Below are 17,790 nucleotides of genomic sequence, written 5' to 3'. Positions count from 1 at the left end.
CCGGGTCTCGCGCGCCGGGTCTCGCGCGCCGGGTCTCGCGCGCCGGGTCTCGCGCGCCGCTGCTCGCGCGCCGCTGTCCGCGTTCCCGTCCCGCCGCCCTGTCCCGTCGGTGCGGGTTCGCTCGGTGCGGGGCCAGTTTCGCATCGGATTCCTCGGTTTGCGATGCGCTTTTGACCCCGTAACGCGTGGGCGATGCGCTTTTGGCCCCGCACGGCGCGCGGCCAGGCGCTTTTGGCCCCGAAGGAGTGAGGGCGGACCTGGGTCCCGGCGGCCGTCCGGTGCCGCTCGCGTCCGGTGCGGGGTCAGTTTCGCATCGGATTCCTCGGTTTGGGATGCGCTTTTGACCCCGCAGTGCGTCGGGGATGCGCTATTGGCCCCGCAGCGCGTGAGGGATCCGGTTCTGGCCCCGCAACGCGTGGGCGATGAGCTTTTGGCCCCGAAGGAGTGGGTCGGACGTGGGTTCCAGCGTGCGTCCGGTGCGGGTTCGCTCGGTGCCGGGTCAGTTTCGCATCGGATTCGTCGGTTTGGGATGCGCTTTTGGCCCCGCAACGCGTGGGCGATGAGCTTTTGGCCCCGCAACGCGTGGGCGATGCGCTTTTGGCCCCGCACGGCGCGCGGGCAGGCGCGCCCGCGACGCCGCAGCAGCGACGCCACGGGGCCGGCGAGGAAGACTACTTCGCGAGCTGCTCGGCGATACCCGTGTAGGTCGCGGGGGTCAGGGCAAGCAGACGCTGCTTCGCCGCATCCCCGATCTCGAGTCCCTCGACGAACTCGGCGAGGTCGGCCGCGCCCACCCGGTGTCCGCGCGTGAGCTCCTTCAGGAGCGCGTAGGGATCGGTGATCGACGAGCGGCCGGCCACCACCTCGGCCCGGATGACGGTCTGGATGGCCTCGGCGAGCACCTCCCAGTTGACGTCGAGATCGGCGAGCAGCACGTCGCGGGACAGCGAGATCGCGCCCAGGCCGCGGCGCAGATTGTCGATCGCGAGCAGTGAGTGACCGAACGCGACGCCGATGTTGCGCTGCGTCGTCGAGTCCGTGAGGTCGCGCTGCAGACGGCTGGTGACCAGCGTCTGCCCGAGCGAGGCGAGCAGGGCGCCGGAGATCTCGAGGTTCGCCTCGGCGTTCTCGAAGCGGATCGGGTTGATCTTGTGCGGCATGGTCGACGAGCCCGTCGCGCCGGCCACGGGGATCTGCGCGAAGTATCCGAGCGAGATGTACGTCCAGATGTCGGTGGCGAGGTTGTGCAGGATGCCGCCGGCGTGACGCACGCGGTCGTACAGCTCGACCTGCCAGTCGTGCGACTCGATCTGCGTGGTCAGCAGGTTGAAGCCGAGACCAAGGCCCTCGATGTACTCACGGGAGATCGTCGGCCAGTCGGCGTCGGGGTCGGCCGAGAGGTGTGCCGACCAGGTGCCGGTCGCACCGGAGAACTTGGCGAGGTAGTCGGATGCCGCGATCTGCGAGCGGACGCGTTCGAGGCGCCACGCGAAGACCGCGAGCTCCTTGCCCATGGTCGACGGGGTGGCGGGCTGTCCGTGGGTGCGGGAGAGCATCGCGGCGTCGGCGTGCTCCGCGGCGAGCTCGCGCAGCTTGGCGATGACGACGTCGAGCGCGGGCAGCCAGACCTCCTCGACCGCGCGCTTCACGGTCAGGGCGTACGAGGCGGAGTTGATGTCCTCGCTCGTGCAGGCGAAGTGCGTGAGTTCCGCGATCGAATCCAGACCGAGGGAGGCCAGACGGTCGCGCACCAGGTACTCGATCGCCTTCACGTCGTGCTGGGTGACGGCTTCCTTCTCAGCGAGCCAGTCGATCTCCGCCTGTCCGAAATCGCGGTAGAGGGAGCGCAGGCGCTCCTTGTCGGCATCCGACAGCGGGCTGGTCTCGAACAGCGACCGGTCGGTGAGGGCGATCAGCCACTCGACCTCGACCTCGACCCTGGCGCGGTTCAGGCCGGCCTCGGAGAGGAAGTCGGCGAGGCCCGTGACGGCGCCGCGATAGCGACCGTCGAGAGGGCTGAGGGGCTGCGGCGGGAGCGAAGGCTGGAAAGTCAGGGGAGTCCTCCTGATCGGGCCCCAGGGCGGCGGGGCGTGCGGGGCTGGCGAAGAGCCGGCTCGAGCTGGCGGAACAGCCCGCGAGTCGCCGTTTCAATCATACCGAGCACCGAATCGAACATCTCGGCGCCCGCGTAGTACGGGTCGGGGACGTCCTGGCTCGCGGCATCGGGGTCGAAGGCGAGCAGCAGGGTGACCTTGCCCTCCTCGTCCTCGTTGCCGGCCCATTCGCGCAGGATCCGCTCGTGCGTGCGGTCGAGGGCCACGACCAGGTCGTTCTCGGCGAAGGATCCGAAGGTGAACTGCTTGGCACGGTGCTGGGAGCCGTCGTACCCGCGCCGGGCGAGGGAGTCGAGCGTGCGGTGATCGGCGCGCTCGCCGAGATGCCAGTCGCCGGTGCCGGCGCTGCGCGAGATGATGCGCGACCCCAGTCCCTGCCGTTCGGCGAGATCGCGGAAGACGACCTCCGCCATCGGAGAGCGGCAGATGTTCCCCGTGCACACGAAGATCACGCGGAAGGGATCCGGGGATGTCACCGTCCTATTCTGCCGGTCGAGGACGGATCGCGCGACGCCCGCGTGCTGCGCGACGGCGGCGACCGTCTCTTTCTGCACGGATGACGGTGGCGACGGGCTGCTCACGATCTCTGCGATCGCGGGCCTTTTCGGCCTCCGCAGGCGGCACGGATCGCGGATGCTGAGCGCATGTACTCCATTGCACTCCCACAGACCGGCTCCGCCGACGGCGCGTGGGCGAAAGCCCAGGCCGTCGCCGCGCTCGGCACCGCTGTCGATGCGCTCGACGATGTCCGCGCGTCGCTCGCCGTCCTCGCCTCCGACACCGACTGGCATTCCGACGGAGTGCGCGCGATGCAGGAGTCACTCGATGACCTGCGCGTGCGGACCCGTGTCGAGTCCTCCGAGACGCGTAGCCGGGAATTCGAGGCAGAGGGAGCGGACCTCTCGTGACAGGGCTGACCATCGACCACGGCGGGGCCATCGCGGTCGACCCCGACGCACTCCGAGACGTCGCTCGTCGAATCGAGGGCGTGGCCGCGCGCTACGACGACGCGCGCTCCGCACTCATGCGCGCCCACCGGGTCATCCTCGACACCCCGGGCTTCAGCGCCCAGGTCGACACGGGAGAGCTGTGGTCGTCGCGGCAACGTCTGGCCCGCCTCCATTCGGATTGCCAGGACACCGCCACCTCCGCGCTCCTCATGGCCGACACCTACGAATACGTCGAGCTGCGGGCCGAGGCCGAGATGCTGTCGCACACCGATCCGAGTACGGCGCAGCGACTCATGCGAAGTGCCGATCGGCTGGCGGCATCCGATGACCGCATCGCCGGTCTGGCCGAGGAGCTCGAAAACCAGTGGCGGGCGGAGCGGTTCGAAGGGCTGATCGGCAACATCGTGACGCCCGATATCTACGACGATGCGTTCCGAATCGCAGCACTGGTGGGCATCACCTCGGGTTTCGGCAAGGTACACCCCGGCGAGACGCTGAAGGGCACCACCGATCGCGTCTCGGTCACACCGGTGAAGACCTCGTCGCCCGGCGGTGCACCGTCGGGCATAGCGGGCGCTCTGAAACGTATGCCGGTCACCGCGGGGGCGCAGATCGCAGTCGAGAAGTACTCCTTCGCCGATGGCAGCACGAAGTACGTCGCCTATCTGAAAGGGACGCAGAGTGTCGGATTGGGAGGGACGGAGCCGTGGGACAGCGAGTCCAACTTCGAGCTGTACACCGAGCATGACTCGGCGTCGTACCAGGCCACGCTCGAGGCTCTCGATGCGGCGGGAGCCCAGCCCGGTGACGAGGTCGATGTCGTCGCGCACTCGCAATCCGGGATGATCGCCGCGCACCTCGCGATGGAGAGCGTGTACGACGTGCAGATGCAGATCACCGCGGGCAGCCCTGTCGAACCCACCCTCGACGATGACCAGACGATCATCCAGCTCGTGCACACCGATGACCCGGTCCCTGGTCTCCGAGGCGGCGGATCGCCAGAGGGCACGGGATCGGCGGACAGCATGGTCATCTCGACCCAGGGCAACCCGCTCGACTCACCCGAGGACTGGCTTGTCGACGCGCACCACCTCGACACGTATATCGAGACTGCGGAGGAGGCTGATGCCTCGAGTGATCCCCGTGTCGACGCCGCGGGCGAATTCTGGAGCGACTTCGACACGGCGGAGGTGATCGAGCGCACCGAGTACCAGGCGCAGCGGGTCGGATGATCGCCCGCGGTCAGGCTGGACGCTCAGTCGCGGCGGGACCGCTTGTTCTGCGGGCGCAGGATGAAGCCGAAGACGCCGTTGATCAGCGAGATGATGAGCGCCGCGAGCACTCCCCACCAGAAGCTGCCGACGGTCAGGCCCCAGCCGAAGCCGCTCGTGATCCAGGCGGTCAGCCAGAGCAGGAACCCGTTGATCACGAATCCGATGAGGCCGAGCGTGAGGATGTAGAGCGGGAAGGCGACGATCTTGACGACCGTGCCGATGATGGTGTTCACGAGGGCGAAGATCGCGGCGACCGCCAGCAGGGTCAGCACCAGCTGCAGCGTCTCGCCCGGCGCGAAGGCCTTGATCTGCACCTGCAGTGCGGGGATCAGCGTCACGACCCAGAGGGCGAACGCGTTGACGACGACTCGGATGATGAAGCGCATAGTCCGACAAGTCTCCCACGCGAGTCACTCGATGTCAGTCGAGACGCCTGCGGTAGTCAACGGGTGTGCGCTCGGAGCGCCGCAGCGATTTCGTCGAGCGAAGTCTTGCTCTGTGCGGTGCTCAGCACCAGATCGAATGCCGCATCGAGACCCATGTCGACGAGGACGCCGTTCAGCTCGAGGAACGTCATGGTCATGATCCACGAGAACCTCTTGTTTCCATCGAAGAGGGGATGGTTCTGGCTCAGTGAGGACAGGAGCGAGGCTGCCTTCACCTCGATGGTGGGGTACGCCTCGACGCCAAACATCGAACTCGACGGACGAGCCAGCGCCGAAGAGAGAAGGCCGATGTCACGGATGTGGAGACCCAGATCCTCGAGGATCCCGACAGCCTGCGGGAGCTCGAGGTACCGGGTCACGCGTCTTCCAGCTTCTTGAGCAGCTCGGAGTACCGGTCTGCCACCCCCCGCGCGATCGTCACGGCCTGTTCGGTCGTGACCTCTTCGCGAAGGAAGCGATCAGCGGCCTCGATCAGAAGGGCGTGCTTCGACGTGTGCCGCCGCTCGGCGAGCGCAGTGAACTGCGCATCGAGTTCTTCGGGGAGTCGCACGGTCATCGCCATACCAAAATGGTACTACTCCGCCCACTTCGCCGCCAGGATGCCGCGGAATCTAGACTCATCACTGTGACCGACCCGATCCTGCCGCGCATCCGCCCCGCCATCGCCGCCCTCGCGCCGTACCGCCAGGGGAAGCAGGCCGGCCCCGACGCCTTCAAGCTCTCGAGCAACGAGAACCCGTTCGAGCCGCTCCCCTCGGTCGCGGCGGCGCTGCAGCACACCACGCCGATCAACCGCTACCCGGACGCGACGGCCGGCCGACTCCGTGCCCGGCTCGGAGCGCGCTACGCCGTGGAACCCGACCAGGTGCACGTCGCTGCCGGCAGTGTGTCGATCCTGCATCAGCTCATCCTCGCCACCGCCTCCGTCGGCGATGAGGTCGTCTACGCCTGGCGCTCCTTCGAGGCCTACCCGAGCCTCCCGCTCGTCGCCGGCGCGACGGGCGTGCAGGTGCCGCTGACGGCGGACGCCCGCCACGACCTCGATGCCATGGCGGATGCCGTGACCGACCGCACTCGCGCTGTCATCCTGTGCACCCCCAACAACCCGACGGGGCCGATCATCACGAGCGACGAATTCGCCACGTTCGTCGAGCGCGTCCCCACCGACGTGCTGATCATCCTCGACGAGGCCTACGCCGAGTTCGTCACGGCGTCCGGCGCCGTGGACGGACTCGCGGAACGGGTCTTCGAGCGGCATCCGAACGTCATCGTGCTGCGCACGTTCTCGAAGGCCTACGGCCTGGCCGGCCTTCGCATCGGCTACGCGATCGGGAACGAGAAGGTGCTGGATGCGGCGCGGACCACCGGCATCCCCCTGTCCGTCACCTCAGCAGCCGAGAACGCCGCGATCGCCAGCCTCGACGCCGAGGCAGAACTGCTCGAACGTGTCGCGATCATCGTCGAGCGGCGCACCCGCCTGATGCAGGGCCTGCGCGCGCAGGGCTGGGACGTGCCCGATTCGCAGGCCAACTTCATCTGGCTGCCCACCGGCGAGCACACCGACGACGTCGCGGCAGCGTTCGTCGCGGCGGACCTCATCGTGCGCCCGTTCTCCGGCGACGGCATCCGCATCTCCGTCGGCGAGGAGGCAGCGGTCGACCGCGTTCTGGAGGTCGCCTCGACCCTGCGGTGAGCGCCGCGATCCCGCCTGTTCTCCGGGTTCCCGGCAGTTACGAGGACGTCCTAGGTATGCGTGACCGGGCATGCGCGCGCGGGTAGCGTGGGGGTCGTGACCTCGTCAGAGACTGAACTCGTCCGCGTCCTGGATAAGGACGGCCGCTTCGCGCCCAGTGCGTCCGCCGAGCAGTACCTGCCGTTGATCGAGGCGATCAGCGACGCCGAGCTCGAGCAGTTCTACCACGACATGGTGGTCATCCGTGCCATCGATGTACAGGCGACCAACCTGCAGCGTCAGGGTCAACTCGCCCTGTGGCCGCCGAGCAGGGGGCAGGAGGCTGCCCAGGTCGGCTCGGCCCGGGCCGCCCGTGCGCAGGACACGATCTTCCCCTCGTACCGCGAGCACGCCGTGACCCGCATCCGCGGCGTCGACCCGCTCGACATCATCAAGCTCATGCGCGGTGTCTCGCACGGCGGCTGGGATCCGACCGACCCCAAGAACGGCAACACGCGTCTCTACACGCTCGTGCTCGGCTCGCAGACCCTGCACGCCGCCGGCTTCGCGATGGGCCTCAACTTCGACGGCCGCTCCGGAACCGGCGACCCCGAGCGGGACGAGGCCGTCATCGTCTACTACGGCGACGGAGCGTCGAGCCAGGGCGACGTGCACGAGGCGATGGTGTTCGCCGCGAGCTACCAGGCGCCCACCGTCTTCTTCCTGCAGAACAACCACTGGGCGATCTCGGTGCCCGTCTCGACCCAGTCGAGGGTTCCCCTCGTCGAGCGCAGCGCCGGCTACGGCATCCCCAGCGTCCGCCTCGACGGCAACGACGTCCTCGCCAGCTACGCGGTCTCGCGCACGGCGCTCGAGGAGGCGCGCAGCGGCCGGGGACCGCGGGCGATCGAGGCCGTGACCTACCGACTCGGCGCTCACACGACGAGCGACGACCCGACGAAGTACCGCGGCTCCGACGAGGAGCAGTCGTGGGCGGAGCGCGACCCGATCGACCGCATGCGCGCGTTCCTGGAGAACCGCGGCGCGGCAGGGCAGTTCTTCGCGGACGTGGATGCCGAGGCCGCCGATGCGGCCGAGGACCTGCGCGCACGCACGGTCGAGCTCGGGCCGCCGACCGCCGACAAGATCTTCGATCACGTGTACAGCGACCCTCACCCGCTCATCGCCGAGCAGAAGGCCTGGCGCGAGCGGTATGAGGCGTCGTTCGAAGGAGGCGGCCGGTGACTCTCGAGACGATGCCTTTCAGCAAGGCACTCAACGCCGGTCTGCGGGCGGCGATGGAGGCCGACTCCAAGGTCCTGCTCATGGGCGAGGACATCGGAAAGCTCGGCGGTGTGTTCCGGGTCACAGAGCACCTGCAGCGCGACTTCGGCGACCGTCGGGTGCTCGACACCCCGCTGGCGGAGTCCGGCATCGTCGGCACCGCGATCGGTCTGGCGATGACCGGGTTCCGGCCCGTCATCGAGATCCAGTTCGACGGCTTCGTGTTCCCCGCATTCGACCAGATCACCACGCAGCTGGCGAAGCTCACGAACCGTCACGAGGGCAAGCTCAGCCTGCCCATCGTCATCCGGATCCCCTACGGCGGCCACATCGGTGCCGTCGAGCACCACCAGGAGAGCCCCGAGGCGTACTTCGCGCACACCCCGGGCCTGCGGGTGGTCTCGCCGTCGACGCCCAATGACGCGTTCTGGATGATCCAGGAAGCCATCGCATCGAACGACCCCGTGATCTTCATGGAGCCGAAGAGCCGCTACTGGACCAAGGGCGAGGTCGACCTCGACGGATCCGCGGTCTCCCTGCACGCCTCCCGGGTCGTGCGCACCGGGTCCGACGTGACCCTCGTCGGACACGGCGCGATGGTGACGACGCTGTTGCAGGCGGCGGCGCTCGCCGAGGCAGAGGGCACCAGCTGCGAGGTCGTCGACGTGCGCTCGCTGTCGCCGATCGACTACGAGCCGATCCTGAACTCGGTGCGCAAGACCGGACGCATGGTCTACGCCCAGGAGGCTCAGGGGTTCACCAGCGTCGGCAGCGAGGTCGCCGCCACCGTCATGGAGCGCGCCTTCTACGCACTCGAGGCCCCGGTGCTTCGCGTCTCGGGGTACGACACCCCGTTCCCGCCCGCGAAGCTCGAGGGCTCTTACCTCCCGGATGCCGACCGCATCCTCGAGGCCGTCGATCGTTCGCTCGCCTACTGACCCTCGTTCGATGTTCACAATTCAGCAAGAATCAGAGCAGCCCCGACGGGTTCGCCCCGGGTGGGTCGCTTCTGCCAGGTTCATGCTGAGTTCTGAACGAGGCACTCTCCGAAAGGACCGCACATGAGCACGCAGAACTTCACCCTCCCCGACGTCGGCGAGGGGCTGACCGAGGCCGAGATCGTCGCGTGGAAGGTCGCCCCCGGCGACACCGTGGCGATCAACGACGTCATCTGCGAGATCGAGACGGCGAAGTCGCTGGTCGAGCTGCCGTCGCCGCATGCGGGGGTCGTCAGCGAGCTGCTGGTCGCCGAGGGCACGACGGTCGAGGTCGGCTCGCCGATCATCACCTTCGTGACGGATGCCCGTGACGACGCCGGTCCCGGGGTCATCGCCACCGCCGAGGCGCCGGCTCCCGAAGAGGGCGGCGGCTCGGTGCTCGTGGGCTACGGCTCTGGCACCGGCGCGACCTCCCGTCGCAAGCGCCCGGCGGAGCGGCCCGTCCGCTCGTCGGTCGGCGTGATCGCGAAGCCGCCGATCCGCAAGCTCGCCAAGGACCTGGGCGTCGACCTGACGACCGTCACGCCGACCGGCGCCGACGGCGAGGTCACCCGCGACGACGTCGTGACGCACGCCTCGCAGGCCAGTGTCTTCCGCAACATCGAGACCCCCGAATGGGGAGAGGTCCGCGAGGAGACCGTACCCGCGCCGCAGAGCGCACCGGCAGGGCTCGCCCGCGGGCTGTCGCCGGCTCCGGCATCCGCTCCCGCATCCGACGACCGCACCGAGTCCATCCCGGTGAAGGGCGTGCGCAAGGCGACCTCGTCGGCGATGGTGCAGAGCGCGTACTCCGCCCCGCACGTCACGGTGTGGAAGGAGATCGACGCCAGCCGCACGATGGAGCTCGTCAAGCGCCTCAAGGCGTCGCCGGACTACGCCGACATCCGCGTCTCGCCGCTGCTGATCATGGCCCGCGCCGTGATCTGGGCCGCGCGCCGCACCCCGATGGTGAACGCCGCCTGGGTCGAGACCGAGGGCGGCGCCGAGATCTCGGTGCGACACTACGTGAATCTCGGCATCGCCGCGGCCACCCCGCGCGGTCTGCTCGTGCCCAACATCAAGGACGCCCAGGACCTGAGCATGAAGGACCTCGCTCGAGCCCTGAACCGCCTTACGCTCACCGCCCGCGAGGGCAAGACGAGCCCGGCCGACCAGCAGGGCGGCACGATCACGATCACCAACATCGGGGTGTTCGGGATGGATGCCGGCACCCCGATCATCAACCCCGGCGAGGCCGGGATCGTCGCCATGGGCACGATCAGCCAGAAGCCGTGGGTCGTCGACGGCGAAGTGCGCCCCCGCTGGGTCACCACGGTCGCAGGGTCGTTCGACCACCGCGTGATCGACGGCGACGGCATGAGCCGGTTCATCGCCGATGTGGCATCCGTGCTCGAGGAGCCCGCGCTGCTCGTCGAGTGAGGTATGAGACGTCGCTGAAGGTGCTTTCTCTTCAATCGAAGTTGAACCCACTCAGCGAAGTCGATCCAAAACGACATAGTTGATCCCGGTGTTTACAGGGATCCCGGATCGAGAGGCCCTGAGATGGCACATGAGAGGGTGAGGGCGACGCCCGCCATGTTGTCCTCAGGCTGGCCCGAGGGTGCGTCCGCGGACCCTGCCGGCGAAGCTGCGCGCCGTTTCGCGCTGAACCTGCGGACGGCAATCGAGGGTCGGTCGGTTCGAGCATTGGCGAGGAGCGCCGGTTTGGATGAGGGGACCATCAGAAAGATTCTGCTGGGTGAGTCGTGGCCGGATCTTCGCACGATCTGGAACCTGGAATCGGCGTTGAATGTCGAGCTCTACTCGCGACGGTAAGCGCGCGAGGCGCATCGGCTTCAGACACGTTCGGCTACGCGGTGGCGAATCTGCCGTCTCGTGATCACGACGCTGTGGTCGCCGTCTACTGCGGCTTCGCTTGCGAAATGGACCGTAGTCGAACGCTAGTCAGTGCTGCCGAGAGTGCGCCGCACCATGTCGATGGAGCGAAGTGCACCCTCCTTCGAAGAGTGACCTTCGCTCACGGCGAGGATCTCCCCGTTTCCTGCCTTCAGGCGCCAACGGTAGCTGCCTGCCCGGTCTTGGTAGATCTCAAACCGTGCTCGAGGTCCAGCAGAAACGTTGCGGAGCTGGTCAGCGACCGCTCGGTCGCTGATGTCGTCGATGATGGTGGCGCGGAGGTGTGCTGTTTCTTCGCCTGACGCCGGGGACAGCGCGGTAAGAACACTTGCGGCTGTGGCGCGGTCTTCGTCGGTCGCCCACTCGGCTTTCGAGAGCTTCTCGATGAGAAGCAGGCCGGCAGCAGCTTCGCGTGCATCGGTGCTCAGCGCTTGCGCGAGCGCCTGTTCATATCGTCTCGCCCACTCTTGGCGCGCGGAGTCAGACCGCTGGGCGTGGCGAGTGATGAAGAAGCTGACTACCGACCAAGCGAGTCCGACCGCTGCGACGCTGGCGGCGATGACCGCGGCGGTCAACGTAGCGGTGGTCTCGTTCATGGCCTCACCATACAGATAGCGGCGGGACGTAGCACGACGGCGCTGCCTGAGTGGAGTGGACGACTTATCAGTGGTCTCGCCTCCTCCTCTTCCTCCGCGCGCAGTCCGGGCACCCCCTGCCTGCTTTGCGGTCCTCTCCCTGAGCGGGCCAGCGGTGCCCGCAGTCATTGCACTTCCAGGCGATGCGCTTGTTCGTGCCGGCGACGACATCGTGCGGAGTGAGGTCGCCGTTAGCGTCCCAATCCCACTCTCGAGCGAGGTGAGGATGAGTTGTGGCCATGTCGTTCCACCCCACCCACACGGCAGCGTTCGAGCAGAACCGGCATCCAGTGCCCTGAAGCCCACGCATCTGGCCGGTCGCGGGCCAGTCATGACCGTTCTCACACAACCAATGGATGGTCTTCGTGGTTGTTGCGAGGACGTTGTCGGGGGTTAACAGACCGTTCTTGGTCGGGTGGAACTCCCTTGCAAGGTCCGGCCGGGTGGTTCGCATGCAGTTCTGCTCGTCGATGACGCGGCCGTTGCAGATGTTGCACTCGCTGCCCCGGCTTTGAGTCAGGATACGGGACCGGTAGTGGTGGTTCTTTTCCTTGCACAGCCACCACACCTTCTTGCCGGAGCCGGAGAGCACATCGGAGGGGGTGAGTGAACCGTTCCTGCTCGGGTGCCACCGGGACGCGGCATGCGGATGGGTCACTGCGAAGCAGTTCTTTGGGTGGACCTTACTGCGCCCGCAATATGTGCACCCGTGTCCGAGCACGACATGGTTGGCGATTCTCATCTCGTATGCGTCGTGCTCAGGGCAGGTCCACCATGCGAAATCGCTGGACCCTGCGACGATCTGCTCCGGGGTGCGCTCCCCATTGCGCTCCGGGTGCCACTCCGCAGCGGCTGCGGGGTGCGTGAAGGAGAGGGCGTTGATACTCGGGTCGACCAGACGATTGGCGCAGTAGCCGCATCCCACTCCTTTCTTCCTCTTGCTGAGACTCGTCTCATAGGTGTGGTTCAACTCACACAGCCAGAACACCTCGTCGGGGGAACCCGCGATGACGTCATGCGGGCGAAGGTCGCCGTTCTTGGTCGGGTGCCACTCCGACGCGAGGTGGGGGTGAGTGTCGGCGAGCGAGTTGAATCCACGCAGCAGCGTTCTGTTGGCGCAGACACCACAGCCGACGGTCGTCTTCGTGGCCTTCAACGTCCGCAGTCGCTGCTCGAAGACATGTCCGCGAGCGCAGACGTAAAGGTACTTCTTGCTTTCCTGCACGATCCGCTCGAAGCGAGTGCCGACGAACATCGACGAGACATACTGCGTCAGGTGCAGGTTGCGCCACCGCGGGTACGCAGACGTGCGGAGCTGCTCAAGCTCGGCACGCTCGTCCTGATTCTCAGGTTTCGGCGCGCATACGAACGAGTGAGGGTCGGACTGGTCTTGGTGTCCCGCGGAGCGCACGAGAAGCCACAAGGCGTCGATGAGCCCGGCGCAGCCCTCGCGACCGATGATTCTCGCTACGACAGCCGAAAGGGCCGCGTAGCGGTCGGCGGCGTCGACGTCCCGAGACATGTATGCGTCCAGTGCGCGCGGACGGAAGATGGAGGAGGCCAGGGCTACTGCGATGACGAAGCGCTCGGACGGAGAGACAAGCCTGTCCTCGGCCGCGGCCCACATCCCGATGGAGGCTTCAATCTCCGCGAGGCGGTGGGCGTCCAGCAGTCCCTGCCGGCGCAGGCGGCGGTACTGCCGGTCGGCGCGGAGCACCTCCGCTGCCACGGGTGCTTGGTCCTCCGGTGCCGTGCCGGGGCCGACCCACATCATGTGGCGACGGCAGACGCGCGGACCATCGTGCGGTCCCTGCTCGACACGCTCACCCGGGGTGCAGCGCGCGCATCCGAAGCGGGCGTGGAGGCCCGTCACGCACTTCTCACACGTGGAACCGTCGGCGTGGGCCGGTGCGAAGGAGTCGGTGAAGTGTCCGGGACGCAGCCCGCCGACGCGCTCGGCGAGGAGCGGAAGCAGGTCCACACGCGATATCCCGGTCTTGCGCATGGTCGACGTCAGCCATGCGCGCCAGGTGACATCGGTGACGAGGTTCGCGGCCCGCAGGCGTCGCAGATAGCTGTCCACCGTCTCGAACGAACCCGGGCGGACGGGGAAGGGCCACGTGCGGTCAGGCAGCATGGCTGGCCCCCTCCGCAACCGCGTTGGCCTCGGAGAGCAGGCGCTCGCTGGTCAGGTCGAGAGGAATGGAGTCGAGCAGGTTCTTCGTGATGATTTCACCGTCAGGGTCGCCGTCTTCGATGAGGTCGAGCGCTGCGGTCGTCAGCAGCCGCGACAGCGCTGCGATGGACCCGCGAGTTCGCGTCCACAAGTAGACGGCGTGCTCGAGCAGCGACTGCGGGGGGTGCGCCAGCAAGCCCAGCTGCTTCTCGAACGCCATGATGACCCCGCCCCACACCTGCCGTCCATCGCTGGTGGAGATGTCGAGCTTGCCGAGGTGCACCGAGGGGCAGCGGCCAGCGAACTGCGCGCCGAGCTCATCGTTCGTGAACTGCGACGAGGCGAGATTGAACCCGACGTACAACGGGACCGCCTTGACCGCGTTCATGAGGTTCTTGATGGCCTGCGCACTCTCGAAGCGGCCTGCGATGCTTGACTGCGCGAGATTCTGAATCTCATCGAAGACGACCAGGGACGTGTGTGCCTTGGCGAACAGGTCGGTGACGAGTCGCGTGCGCTCCTCGAGTGTCATTCGGGGGATGACCGGCTCGCCGAAGAAGTTGAGGATGCGCCCCATCAGCATCTTTCCGGTGCACTTCGGCGGAATTTCGAGGTACACCACGGGGACGTGCCCGTCCTCCTTCCACCGAGGATGACGTTCGATGTGTCCGGCGTGCGCCTGGCCCATGACCCAGAGCGCGGCGGTGGTCTTGCCCGTGGTCGGGTGGCCGTCCAAGATGATGCCGGTTCGGCCCACGGGCCGGTGAGCGACACGGGCGGCTCGTCGATATGCCAGTCTCAGCTGCTGGAGGGCGGGAGTGACGATAACGATGGAGTCAGCGATGCGCTGGCTGCGCTCCTGGTCGAACGCCCGCCTCTTGGTGCGAGTCCAGCTCTTGTACTCATCGAGGCTGACGAGGGTGGGCGTGATGTTGCTGGCGGATTCGAGGAGCTCGAGCAGGTGCTCGCGCTGGTCGAAGTGGCCGATGGGGTTGAACATAGTTGTGTCTTCCGTGGTAATGGTCAGCCGATGTCCAACTTCGCGAAGTTCGCGAAGTCGTGGCTGCTGTCGTTGTCGGGGGTGAGAATGGCGGCGAGGGTTTCTGTGGCTTTCTTCTCCTTGTTCTTCTTCTTCTGTTCGAGCGCGGCCGACGTCACGCGGTTCATGGATTCGGTCATCGCTTCGTTTCGGAAGCGCACCATCATGTCGTCGGCTTCCTCGTCGCTGAAGGTGAGGGCATCGAGCGTCTGTCGATGGGCTTCGAGGCTGATGGCCTCAGCAAGAGGACGAGACCTGCCTCGCTCCTCGGTCCAGTAGCAGGTAATCCATCCGGTGTCGTCGGAGGAGCGAAGCCAGATGCGGTACTCGTCGCCGGGGTCGAAGCTGACGATGACCTTGGGGGTGACGTTCTTCGACCGCTTTCGGTTGCGGAGAGGGGCAAGGTGCGGGCTGTCATACATGCGCCCGTTCATCTCGATGCCGTCGGACTGGACTGTGCGCTCGTCGCGAGGCAGCAGGGCGATGAAGTCTTCCTCCTGGTAGGCGAGGACGAAGTGTCCCGTCAGCTCCACGCACGCGGCGTACATCGAGTTAGGAGAGTGGTTCCAGTTCTTGCGGTAGTCGTCTTCCAGCCCGTCGTGTCGACGGTGCTGCCAAACGATGCAAACCCATTTCTCGAGGAGCTCGGAGAGCTCGGCCAGAGTGAGCAGCGGTCCTTTGGCGACGTCTTTGCCACGGTTCGCGACGTTGCCGCCGGTGTAGCCGGGCACGAACTGGCAGAACTTCGTCTTCACGGTGCCGAGGAAGCGCTCGACGATTGCCTTCGCCGTGGGGTCGTGAATGGGGGCCTGCGTGAGCGAGATGCCGTACCTGTCGCATCCCGCTCCGAAGACCGTTCCCCGGAAGTCTTGCCCGTTGTCGATGAGGATGCGCGACGGAAAGATGTAGGGGCGGTACGCGTCGAAGGTCTCCAGCTGTTCCTTGGTCAGGTGTCTTGCCCACGGCATCTGCGGAAGCCCGAATGCGTCGTAGTCCTTCGACCACGACCTGAGCTTGCGGGGAACAAGTGCGTTCGCGAGAAGCACCGCGTGGTCGATTGCCTTTGGCGCCGCCTCAGTGAGGTTCAGTCCGATGACACCGCGGGTGCGCTTGTCGACCAACGCCGTGAGGTGCGGCCGGTCGATGCCACCATTCGGCATTCGGACGAGGATGTCGAGTTCGGTAGCATCCATCTGGCACTCGTCTCCCGGTCCGAACACGAGACGTGGACGGTGCATGTGCTGCGGAGAGAGGGCCGCTGTCTCGCGCCTCTTCGCAGGAATAACGGGGTTCTGGTCGCCGCCCATGTGCTTGACGAGGCGCTCCACCGTCGACAGTGACGGCGCCTTCGGCCGGTCTGCAGGGTCGGGGAACTGGTCCAGCAGCACCGCCTTGAGCTCCGCACGGATGGCGGTGTAGGTGACCGTCGACTTGCCCTCGTAGCTGACGATGAGCTTCGCCAACGCGGTCTGCACAGATTCGGGCACCCGCGCAAACGCCTTCTCCTTTCGGCCTTCGCGTCGGTCCACGAGACCGGCGGCGCCCTTTCGTTCGAACGCGGTGAGGCGGCGCTTCAGCGTGCCGAGGGGCACCTCGAAGCCGGCCTTCGAGAGCGCGAGGACTGTCGAGTCGAGGCGCTTGGTCTTCGACACGTGCGTAGAGAACTCGGGGAGCGACTCGCCCCCGTCGACGGGAGTGCCATCAATGAGCTGCTGCAGGTACGGGATGAGAGCACGCTTGGTTTCGTCGAGGCCGTCGAGAACCTCGTCGATGGGCTTAGCGTCGAGCGGGTCTGACATCTCCAGCGGCATCCCTGGCGGAAGCTGGCTGGCGAGCGCGAGGTGATGCATGACGGTGTACTCGCCGGTCAGCTCGTTGCACAGACGGTAGCTGCCGTTGGCGAAGTCAGTGAGGATGAAGTCACCCGCCTCGAGGTGGACAGTCTGTCCGAGGGTGACGGTGCGCTGAGGAATCATGGTTGTTCTCCTTAGATGGGGTTAGGCGAGCGCGAGCGGTGTGTGTTCGGTAAATGCGCGAGTGAGGTCAAAGGTGAGTTCCCGACGCCACATGAGGTTGAAGAGGAACGGCGTGAGCTCGCCGGGCTTGTCGGTCACGAGTGCGCGATGCACTGCGCCGAAGCTCTCATTCGTCTTGGCGGTCCGGAGGATGTGCTCCTCAACAGCCGGGGCCGGTGTGTACCGGTGGTGGCGGTAGCGGCTCATCATTTCCAGGTTCATCCGGACAATGTCGCTGAGCTGGTCGATGAGCGTGAAGCGCCATCCGAGGACCTCGCAGACCCGTGCGGCGTGCGCGAACTTCACCTCGTCCTCGGGCTTCATCAGCGCCTTCGGGTGAACCTCGATGACGTGTCGGGTCCCGCTGGCCTCGATAGCGAGGAAATCTGGATAGCAGAACCGGCCGTCGAAGAACGTCATCAGCATGGGCTGGGCGTGGACCTCGACGATGTCGTAGAGATGGTCGATGAGCATCATGCCCGCGTACTCGGTCATCGACTCGTGGAAGACGCTGGTCCGGGAGCCCGCGCACCAATAGTGCCCCTGGTAGGGCTTCTGACCTTTCCACTTGCCGGGCTTCCGCGTCCGCTCGCCGGGCGCGACCGTCAGCGCGGTGATAGGGTCATCGGCGCGGATGGTGTGCGTGTTCAGCTTCGCGTCGTACCACTGGATGCGGTCGAACCCATCGCCAGGGGTCTTAGAGAGTGTCGAGTACTTCATGCGGCTCCTATGCACCTCGCTTTGAGACGCGAGGCCTAGAGCGGCGCAAATGACCATTTCTTAGGTCTTTTCGCGCTTCTTCGGTCTTTTAGATAGGCTCTTTACCGTGTCGGATCCGCGATATGTGCCGAGAGACTTCCTCATCGAGCCTCGGGACTTCGGGCGACGCCCGCTCCCGGCGTGGAGAGAAATCGGGGACGACTGGAGCCTGGAGCAGAGGGCTCAGTTGGACGCGTCGAGATCGCAGCACCAGATCTCTTACGGGGTGCGTGAGCTCTACATGCAGAAGCCCCGCATCACGAAAATCACCGACCTCGCGGTCGAGGTCGAGATCGAGTACAACCGTCTGCAGAAGATGCTGGGCGGGCTGATCATCATGCAGATGGTCGACCTCGCTCGGCTCCGACTGCTCGTGGGACCTCGGCTCGACTACTGGATGATGCGCGGCGAGAGTGCGGAGTACATACGCGCAATGGAGAGGGAACTTCAGCGCAAGCGGGAACGCTTGGCGCAAGAGCAGCGGCAGGCGGAGCATAGGGCCGCTCCCTAGGCCGACATCCACGCCATTCTC

General features: G+C 66.4%; 18 protein-coding genes. 8 read left to right on the top strand and 10 right to left on the bottom strand.

Annotated features, from left to right (window positions below; translation table 11 throughout):
* Positions 1–671: 671 nt before the first annotated feature.
* Entirely contained in the window at positions 672–2,054 is a 1,383-nt protein-coding gene (purB, locus tag ACESK8_RS09830) for an adenylosuccinate lyase (RefSeq protein WP_372968426.1), read from the bottom strand.
* Positions 2,051–2,527 carry a low molecular weight protein-tyrosine-phosphatase gene (locus tag ACESK8_RS09825; protein WP_245647486.1) on the bottom strand — a complete coding sequence of 159 codons (477 nt, stop codon included), beginning with the start codon at positions 2,525–2,527 and terminating at the stop codon, positions 2,051–2,053. The genes purB and ACESK8_RS09825 overlap by 4 nt, the downstream gene beginning before the upstream one ends.
* A gap of 231 nt (positions 2,528–2,758) precedes the next feature.
* On the opposite strand from ACESK8_RS09825, the gene ACESK8_RS09820 reads away from it, so the two are divergent.
* Both ACESK8_RS09820 and ACESK8_RS09815 read left to right on the top strand, forming a co-directional pair.
* Positions 2,759–3,022, top strand: a complete 264-nt coding sequence (locus ACESK8_RS09820) for a hypothetical protein (RefSeq protein ID WP_372968420.1) — start codon at positions 2,759–2,761, stop codon at positions 3,020–3,022.
* Entirely contained in the window at positions 3,019–4,296 is a 1,278-nt protein-coding gene (locus ACESK8_RS09815) for a hypothetical protein (protein ID WP_372968419.1), read from the top strand. The genes ACESK8_RS09820 and ACESK8_RS09815 overlap by 4 nt, the downstream gene beginning before the upstream one ends.
* A gap of 23 nt (positions 4,297–4,319) precedes the next feature.
* Here the strand turns inward: ACESK8_RS09815 and ACESK8_RS09810 are convergent, their stop codons facing one another.
* From ACESK8_RS09810 to ACESK8_RS09800, 3 genes are read right to left on the bottom strand one after another with little or no spacing between them, the layout of a single operon-like run.
* Positions 4,320–4,724, bottom strand: a complete 405-nt coding sequence (locus tag ACESK8_RS09810; protein WP_372968418.1) for a phage holin family protein — start codon at positions 4,722–4,724, stop codon at positions 4,320–4,322.
* 56 nt (positions 4,725–4,780) lie between these two features.
* Positions 4,781–5,143, bottom strand: coding sequence for a type II toxin-antitoxin system death-on-curing family toxin (locus ACESK8_RS09805; protein ID WP_060928640.1), 363 nt, complete (start codon positions 5,141–5,143; stop codon positions 4,781–4,783).
* On the bottom strand, positions 5,140–5,346 hold the full coding sequence (locus ACESK8_RS09800) for a ribbon-helix-helix protein, CopG family (protein WP_372968417.1): 207 nt from the start codon (positions 5,344–5,346) through the stop codon (positions 5,140–5,142). The genes ACESK8_RS09805 and ACESK8_RS09800 overlap by 4 nt, the downstream gene beginning before the upstream one ends.
* A gap of 63 nt (positions 5,347–5,409) precedes the next feature.
* Between ACESK8_RS09800 and ACESK8_RS09795 the strand changes: the two genes are divergently transcribed.
* From ACESK8_RS09795 to ACESK8_RS09775, 5 genes are all read left to right on the top strand, one after another.
* A complete protein-coding gene (locus tag ACESK8_RS09795) occupies positions 5,410–6,477 on the top strand; it encodes a histidinol-phosphate transaminase (RefSeq protein ID WP_372968416.1) in 1,068 nt (355 codons plus the stop codon).
* 96 nt (positions 6,478–6,573) lie between these two features.
* On the top strand, positions 6,574–7,701 hold the full coding sequence (locus tag ACESK8_RS09790) for a thiamine pyrophosphate-dependent dehydrogenase E1 component subunit alpha (RefSeq protein WP_372968415.1): 1,128 nt from the start codon (positions 6,574–6,576) through the stop codon (positions 7,699–7,701).
* 11 nt (positions 7,702–7,712) lie between these two features.
* On the top strand, positions 7,713–8,678 hold the full coding sequence (locus tag ACESK8_RS09785; protein WP_060928645.1) for an alpha-ketoacid dehydrogenase subunit beta: 966 nt from the start codon (positions 7,713–7,715) through the stop codon (positions 8,676–8,678).
* Positions 8,679–8,801: 123 nt separating this feature from the next.
* The gene (locus ACESK8_RS09780; protein ID WP_372968414.1) at positions 8,802–10,157 is read left to right on the top strand and encodes a dihydrolipoamide acetyltransferase family protein; all 1,356 of its coding nucleotides are present in this window, start codon (positions 8,802–8,804) and stop codon (positions 10,155–10,157) included.
* 123 nt (positions 10,158–10,280) lie between these two features.
* Positions 10,281–10,553 (top strand): multiprotein-bridging factor 1 family protein, encoded by a 273-nt coding sequence (locus tag ACESK8_RS09775; protein ID WP_372968413.1) that lies wholly within the window; start codon positions 10,281–10,283, stop codon positions 10,551–10,553.
* A gap of 125 nt (positions 10,554–10,678) precedes the next feature.
* Here the strand turns inward: ACESK8_RS09775 and ACESK8_RS09770 are convergent, their stop codons facing one another.
* The 5 genes from ACESK8_RS09770 to ACESK8_RS09750 all read right to left on the bottom strand — a co-directional run bounded on the left by ACESK8_RS09770 (position 10,679) and on the right by ACESK8_RS09750 (position 17,276).
* Positions 10,679–11,230 (bottom strand): YegP family protein, encoded by a 552-nt coding sequence (locus ACESK8_RS09770; RefSeq protein WP_372968412.1) that lies wholly within the window; start codon positions 11,228–11,230, stop codon positions 10,679–10,681.
* Between the two features lie 67 nt (positions 11,231–11,297).
* Positions 11,298–13,043, bottom strand: coding sequence for a zinc-ribbon domain-containing protein (locus ACESK8_RS09765; protein ID WP_372968411.1), 1,746 nt, complete (start codon positions 13,041–13,043; stop codon positions 11,298–11,300).
* 352 nt (positions 13,044–13,395) lie between these two features.
* Positions 13,396–14,445, bottom strand: a complete 1,050-nt coding sequence (locus ACESK8_RS09760) for a TniB family NTP-binding protein (protein WP_372968410.1) — start codon at positions 14,443–14,445, stop codon at positions 13,396–13,398.
* A 23-nt stretch (positions 14,446–14,468) separates the two neighbouring features.
* Positions 14,469–16,460, bottom strand: coding sequence for a Mu transposase C-terminal domain-containing protein (locus ACESK8_RS09755; protein WP_372968409.1), 1,992 nt, complete (start codon positions 16,458–16,460; stop codon positions 14,469–14,471).
* Positions 16,461–16,481: 21 nt separating this feature from the next.
* Positions 16,482–17,276 carry a TnsA-like heteromeric transposase endonuclease subunit gene (locus ACESK8_RS09750; protein WP_372968408.1) on the bottom strand — a complete coding sequence of 265 codons (795 nt, stop codon included), beginning with the start codon at positions 17,274–17,276 and terminating at the stop codon, positions 16,482–16,484.
* Positions 17,277–17,499: 223 nt separating this feature from the next.
* On the opposite strand from ACESK8_RS09750, the gene ACESK8_RS09745 reads away from it, so the two are divergent.
* The gene (locus ACESK8_RS09745; RefSeq protein ID WP_372968407.1) at positions 17,500–17,769 is read left to right on the top strand and encodes a hypothetical protein; all 270 of its coding nucleotides are present in this window, start codon (positions 17,500–17,502) and stop codon (positions 17,767–17,769) included.
* Positions 17,770–17,790: the final 21 nt, after the last annotated feature.

The sequence above is a fragment of the Microbacterium sp. genome (assembly GCF_041641055.1).
GTDB lineage: Bacteria > Actinomycetota > Actinomycetes > Actinomycetales > Microbacteriaceae > Microbacterium.
This window is presented reverse-complemented; position numbering and strand designations above follow the sequence as displayed.

Excerpts from the sequence above, each read along its gene's own strand:
- ACESK8_RS09780 (WP_372968414.1), top strand. The coding sequence starts at position 8,802 with ATGAGCACGCAGAACTTCACCCTCCCCGACGTCGGCGAGGGGCTGACC.
- ACESK8_RS09820 (WP_372968420.1), top strand. The coding sequence starts at position 2,759 with ATGTACTCCATTGCACTCCCACAGACCGGCTCCGCCGACGGCGCGTGG.
- ACESK8_RS09755 (WP_372968409.1), bottom strand. The coding sequence starts at position 16,460 with ATGATTCCTCAGCGCACCGTCACCCTCGGACAGACTGTCCACCTCGAG.
- ACESK8_RS09770 (WP_372968412.1), bottom strand. The coding sequence starts at position 11,230 with ATGAACGAGACCACCGCTACGTTGACCGCCGCGGTCATCGCCGCCAGC.
- ACESK8_RS09750 (WP_372968408.1), bottom strand. The coding sequence starts at position 17,276 with ATGGTCATTTGCGCCGCTCTAGGCCTCGCGTCTCAAAGCGAGGTGCAT.
- ACESK8_RS09745 (WP_372968407.1), top strand. The coding sequence starts at position 17,500 with ATGCAGAAGCCCCGCATCACGAAAATCACCGACCTCGCGGTCGAGGTC.
- ACESK8_RS09810 (WP_372968418.1), bottom strand. The coding sequence starts at position 4,724 with ATGCGCTTCATCATCCGAGTCGTCGTCAACGCGTTCGCCCTCTGGGTC.
- ACESK8_RS09800 (WP_372968417.1), bottom strand. The coding sequence starts at position 5,346 with ATGGCGATGACCGTGCGACTCCCCGAAGAACTCGATGCGCAGTTCACT.
- ACESK8_RS09825 (WP_245647486.1), bottom strand. The coding sequence starts at position 2,527 with ATGGCGGAGGTCGTCTTCCGCGATCTCGCCGAACGGCAGGGACTGGGG.
- ACESK8_RS09775 (WP_372968413.1), top strand. The coding sequence starts at position 10,281 with ATGGCACATGAGAGGGTGAGGGCGACGCCCGCCATGTTGTCCTCAGGC.
- ACESK8_RS09765 (WP_372968411.1), bottom strand. The coding sequence starts at position 13,043 with ATGATGTGGGTCGGCCCCGGCACGGCACCGGAGGACCAAGCACCCGTG.
- ACESK8_RS09785 (WP_060928645.1), top strand. The coding sequence starts at position 7,713 with ATGCCTTTCAGCAAGGCACTCAACGCCGGTCTGCGGGCGGCGATGGAG.
- ACESK8_RS09760 (WP_372968410.1), bottom strand. The coding sequence starts at position 14,445 with ATGTTCAACCCCATCGGCCACTTCGACCAGCGCGAGCACCTGCTCGAG.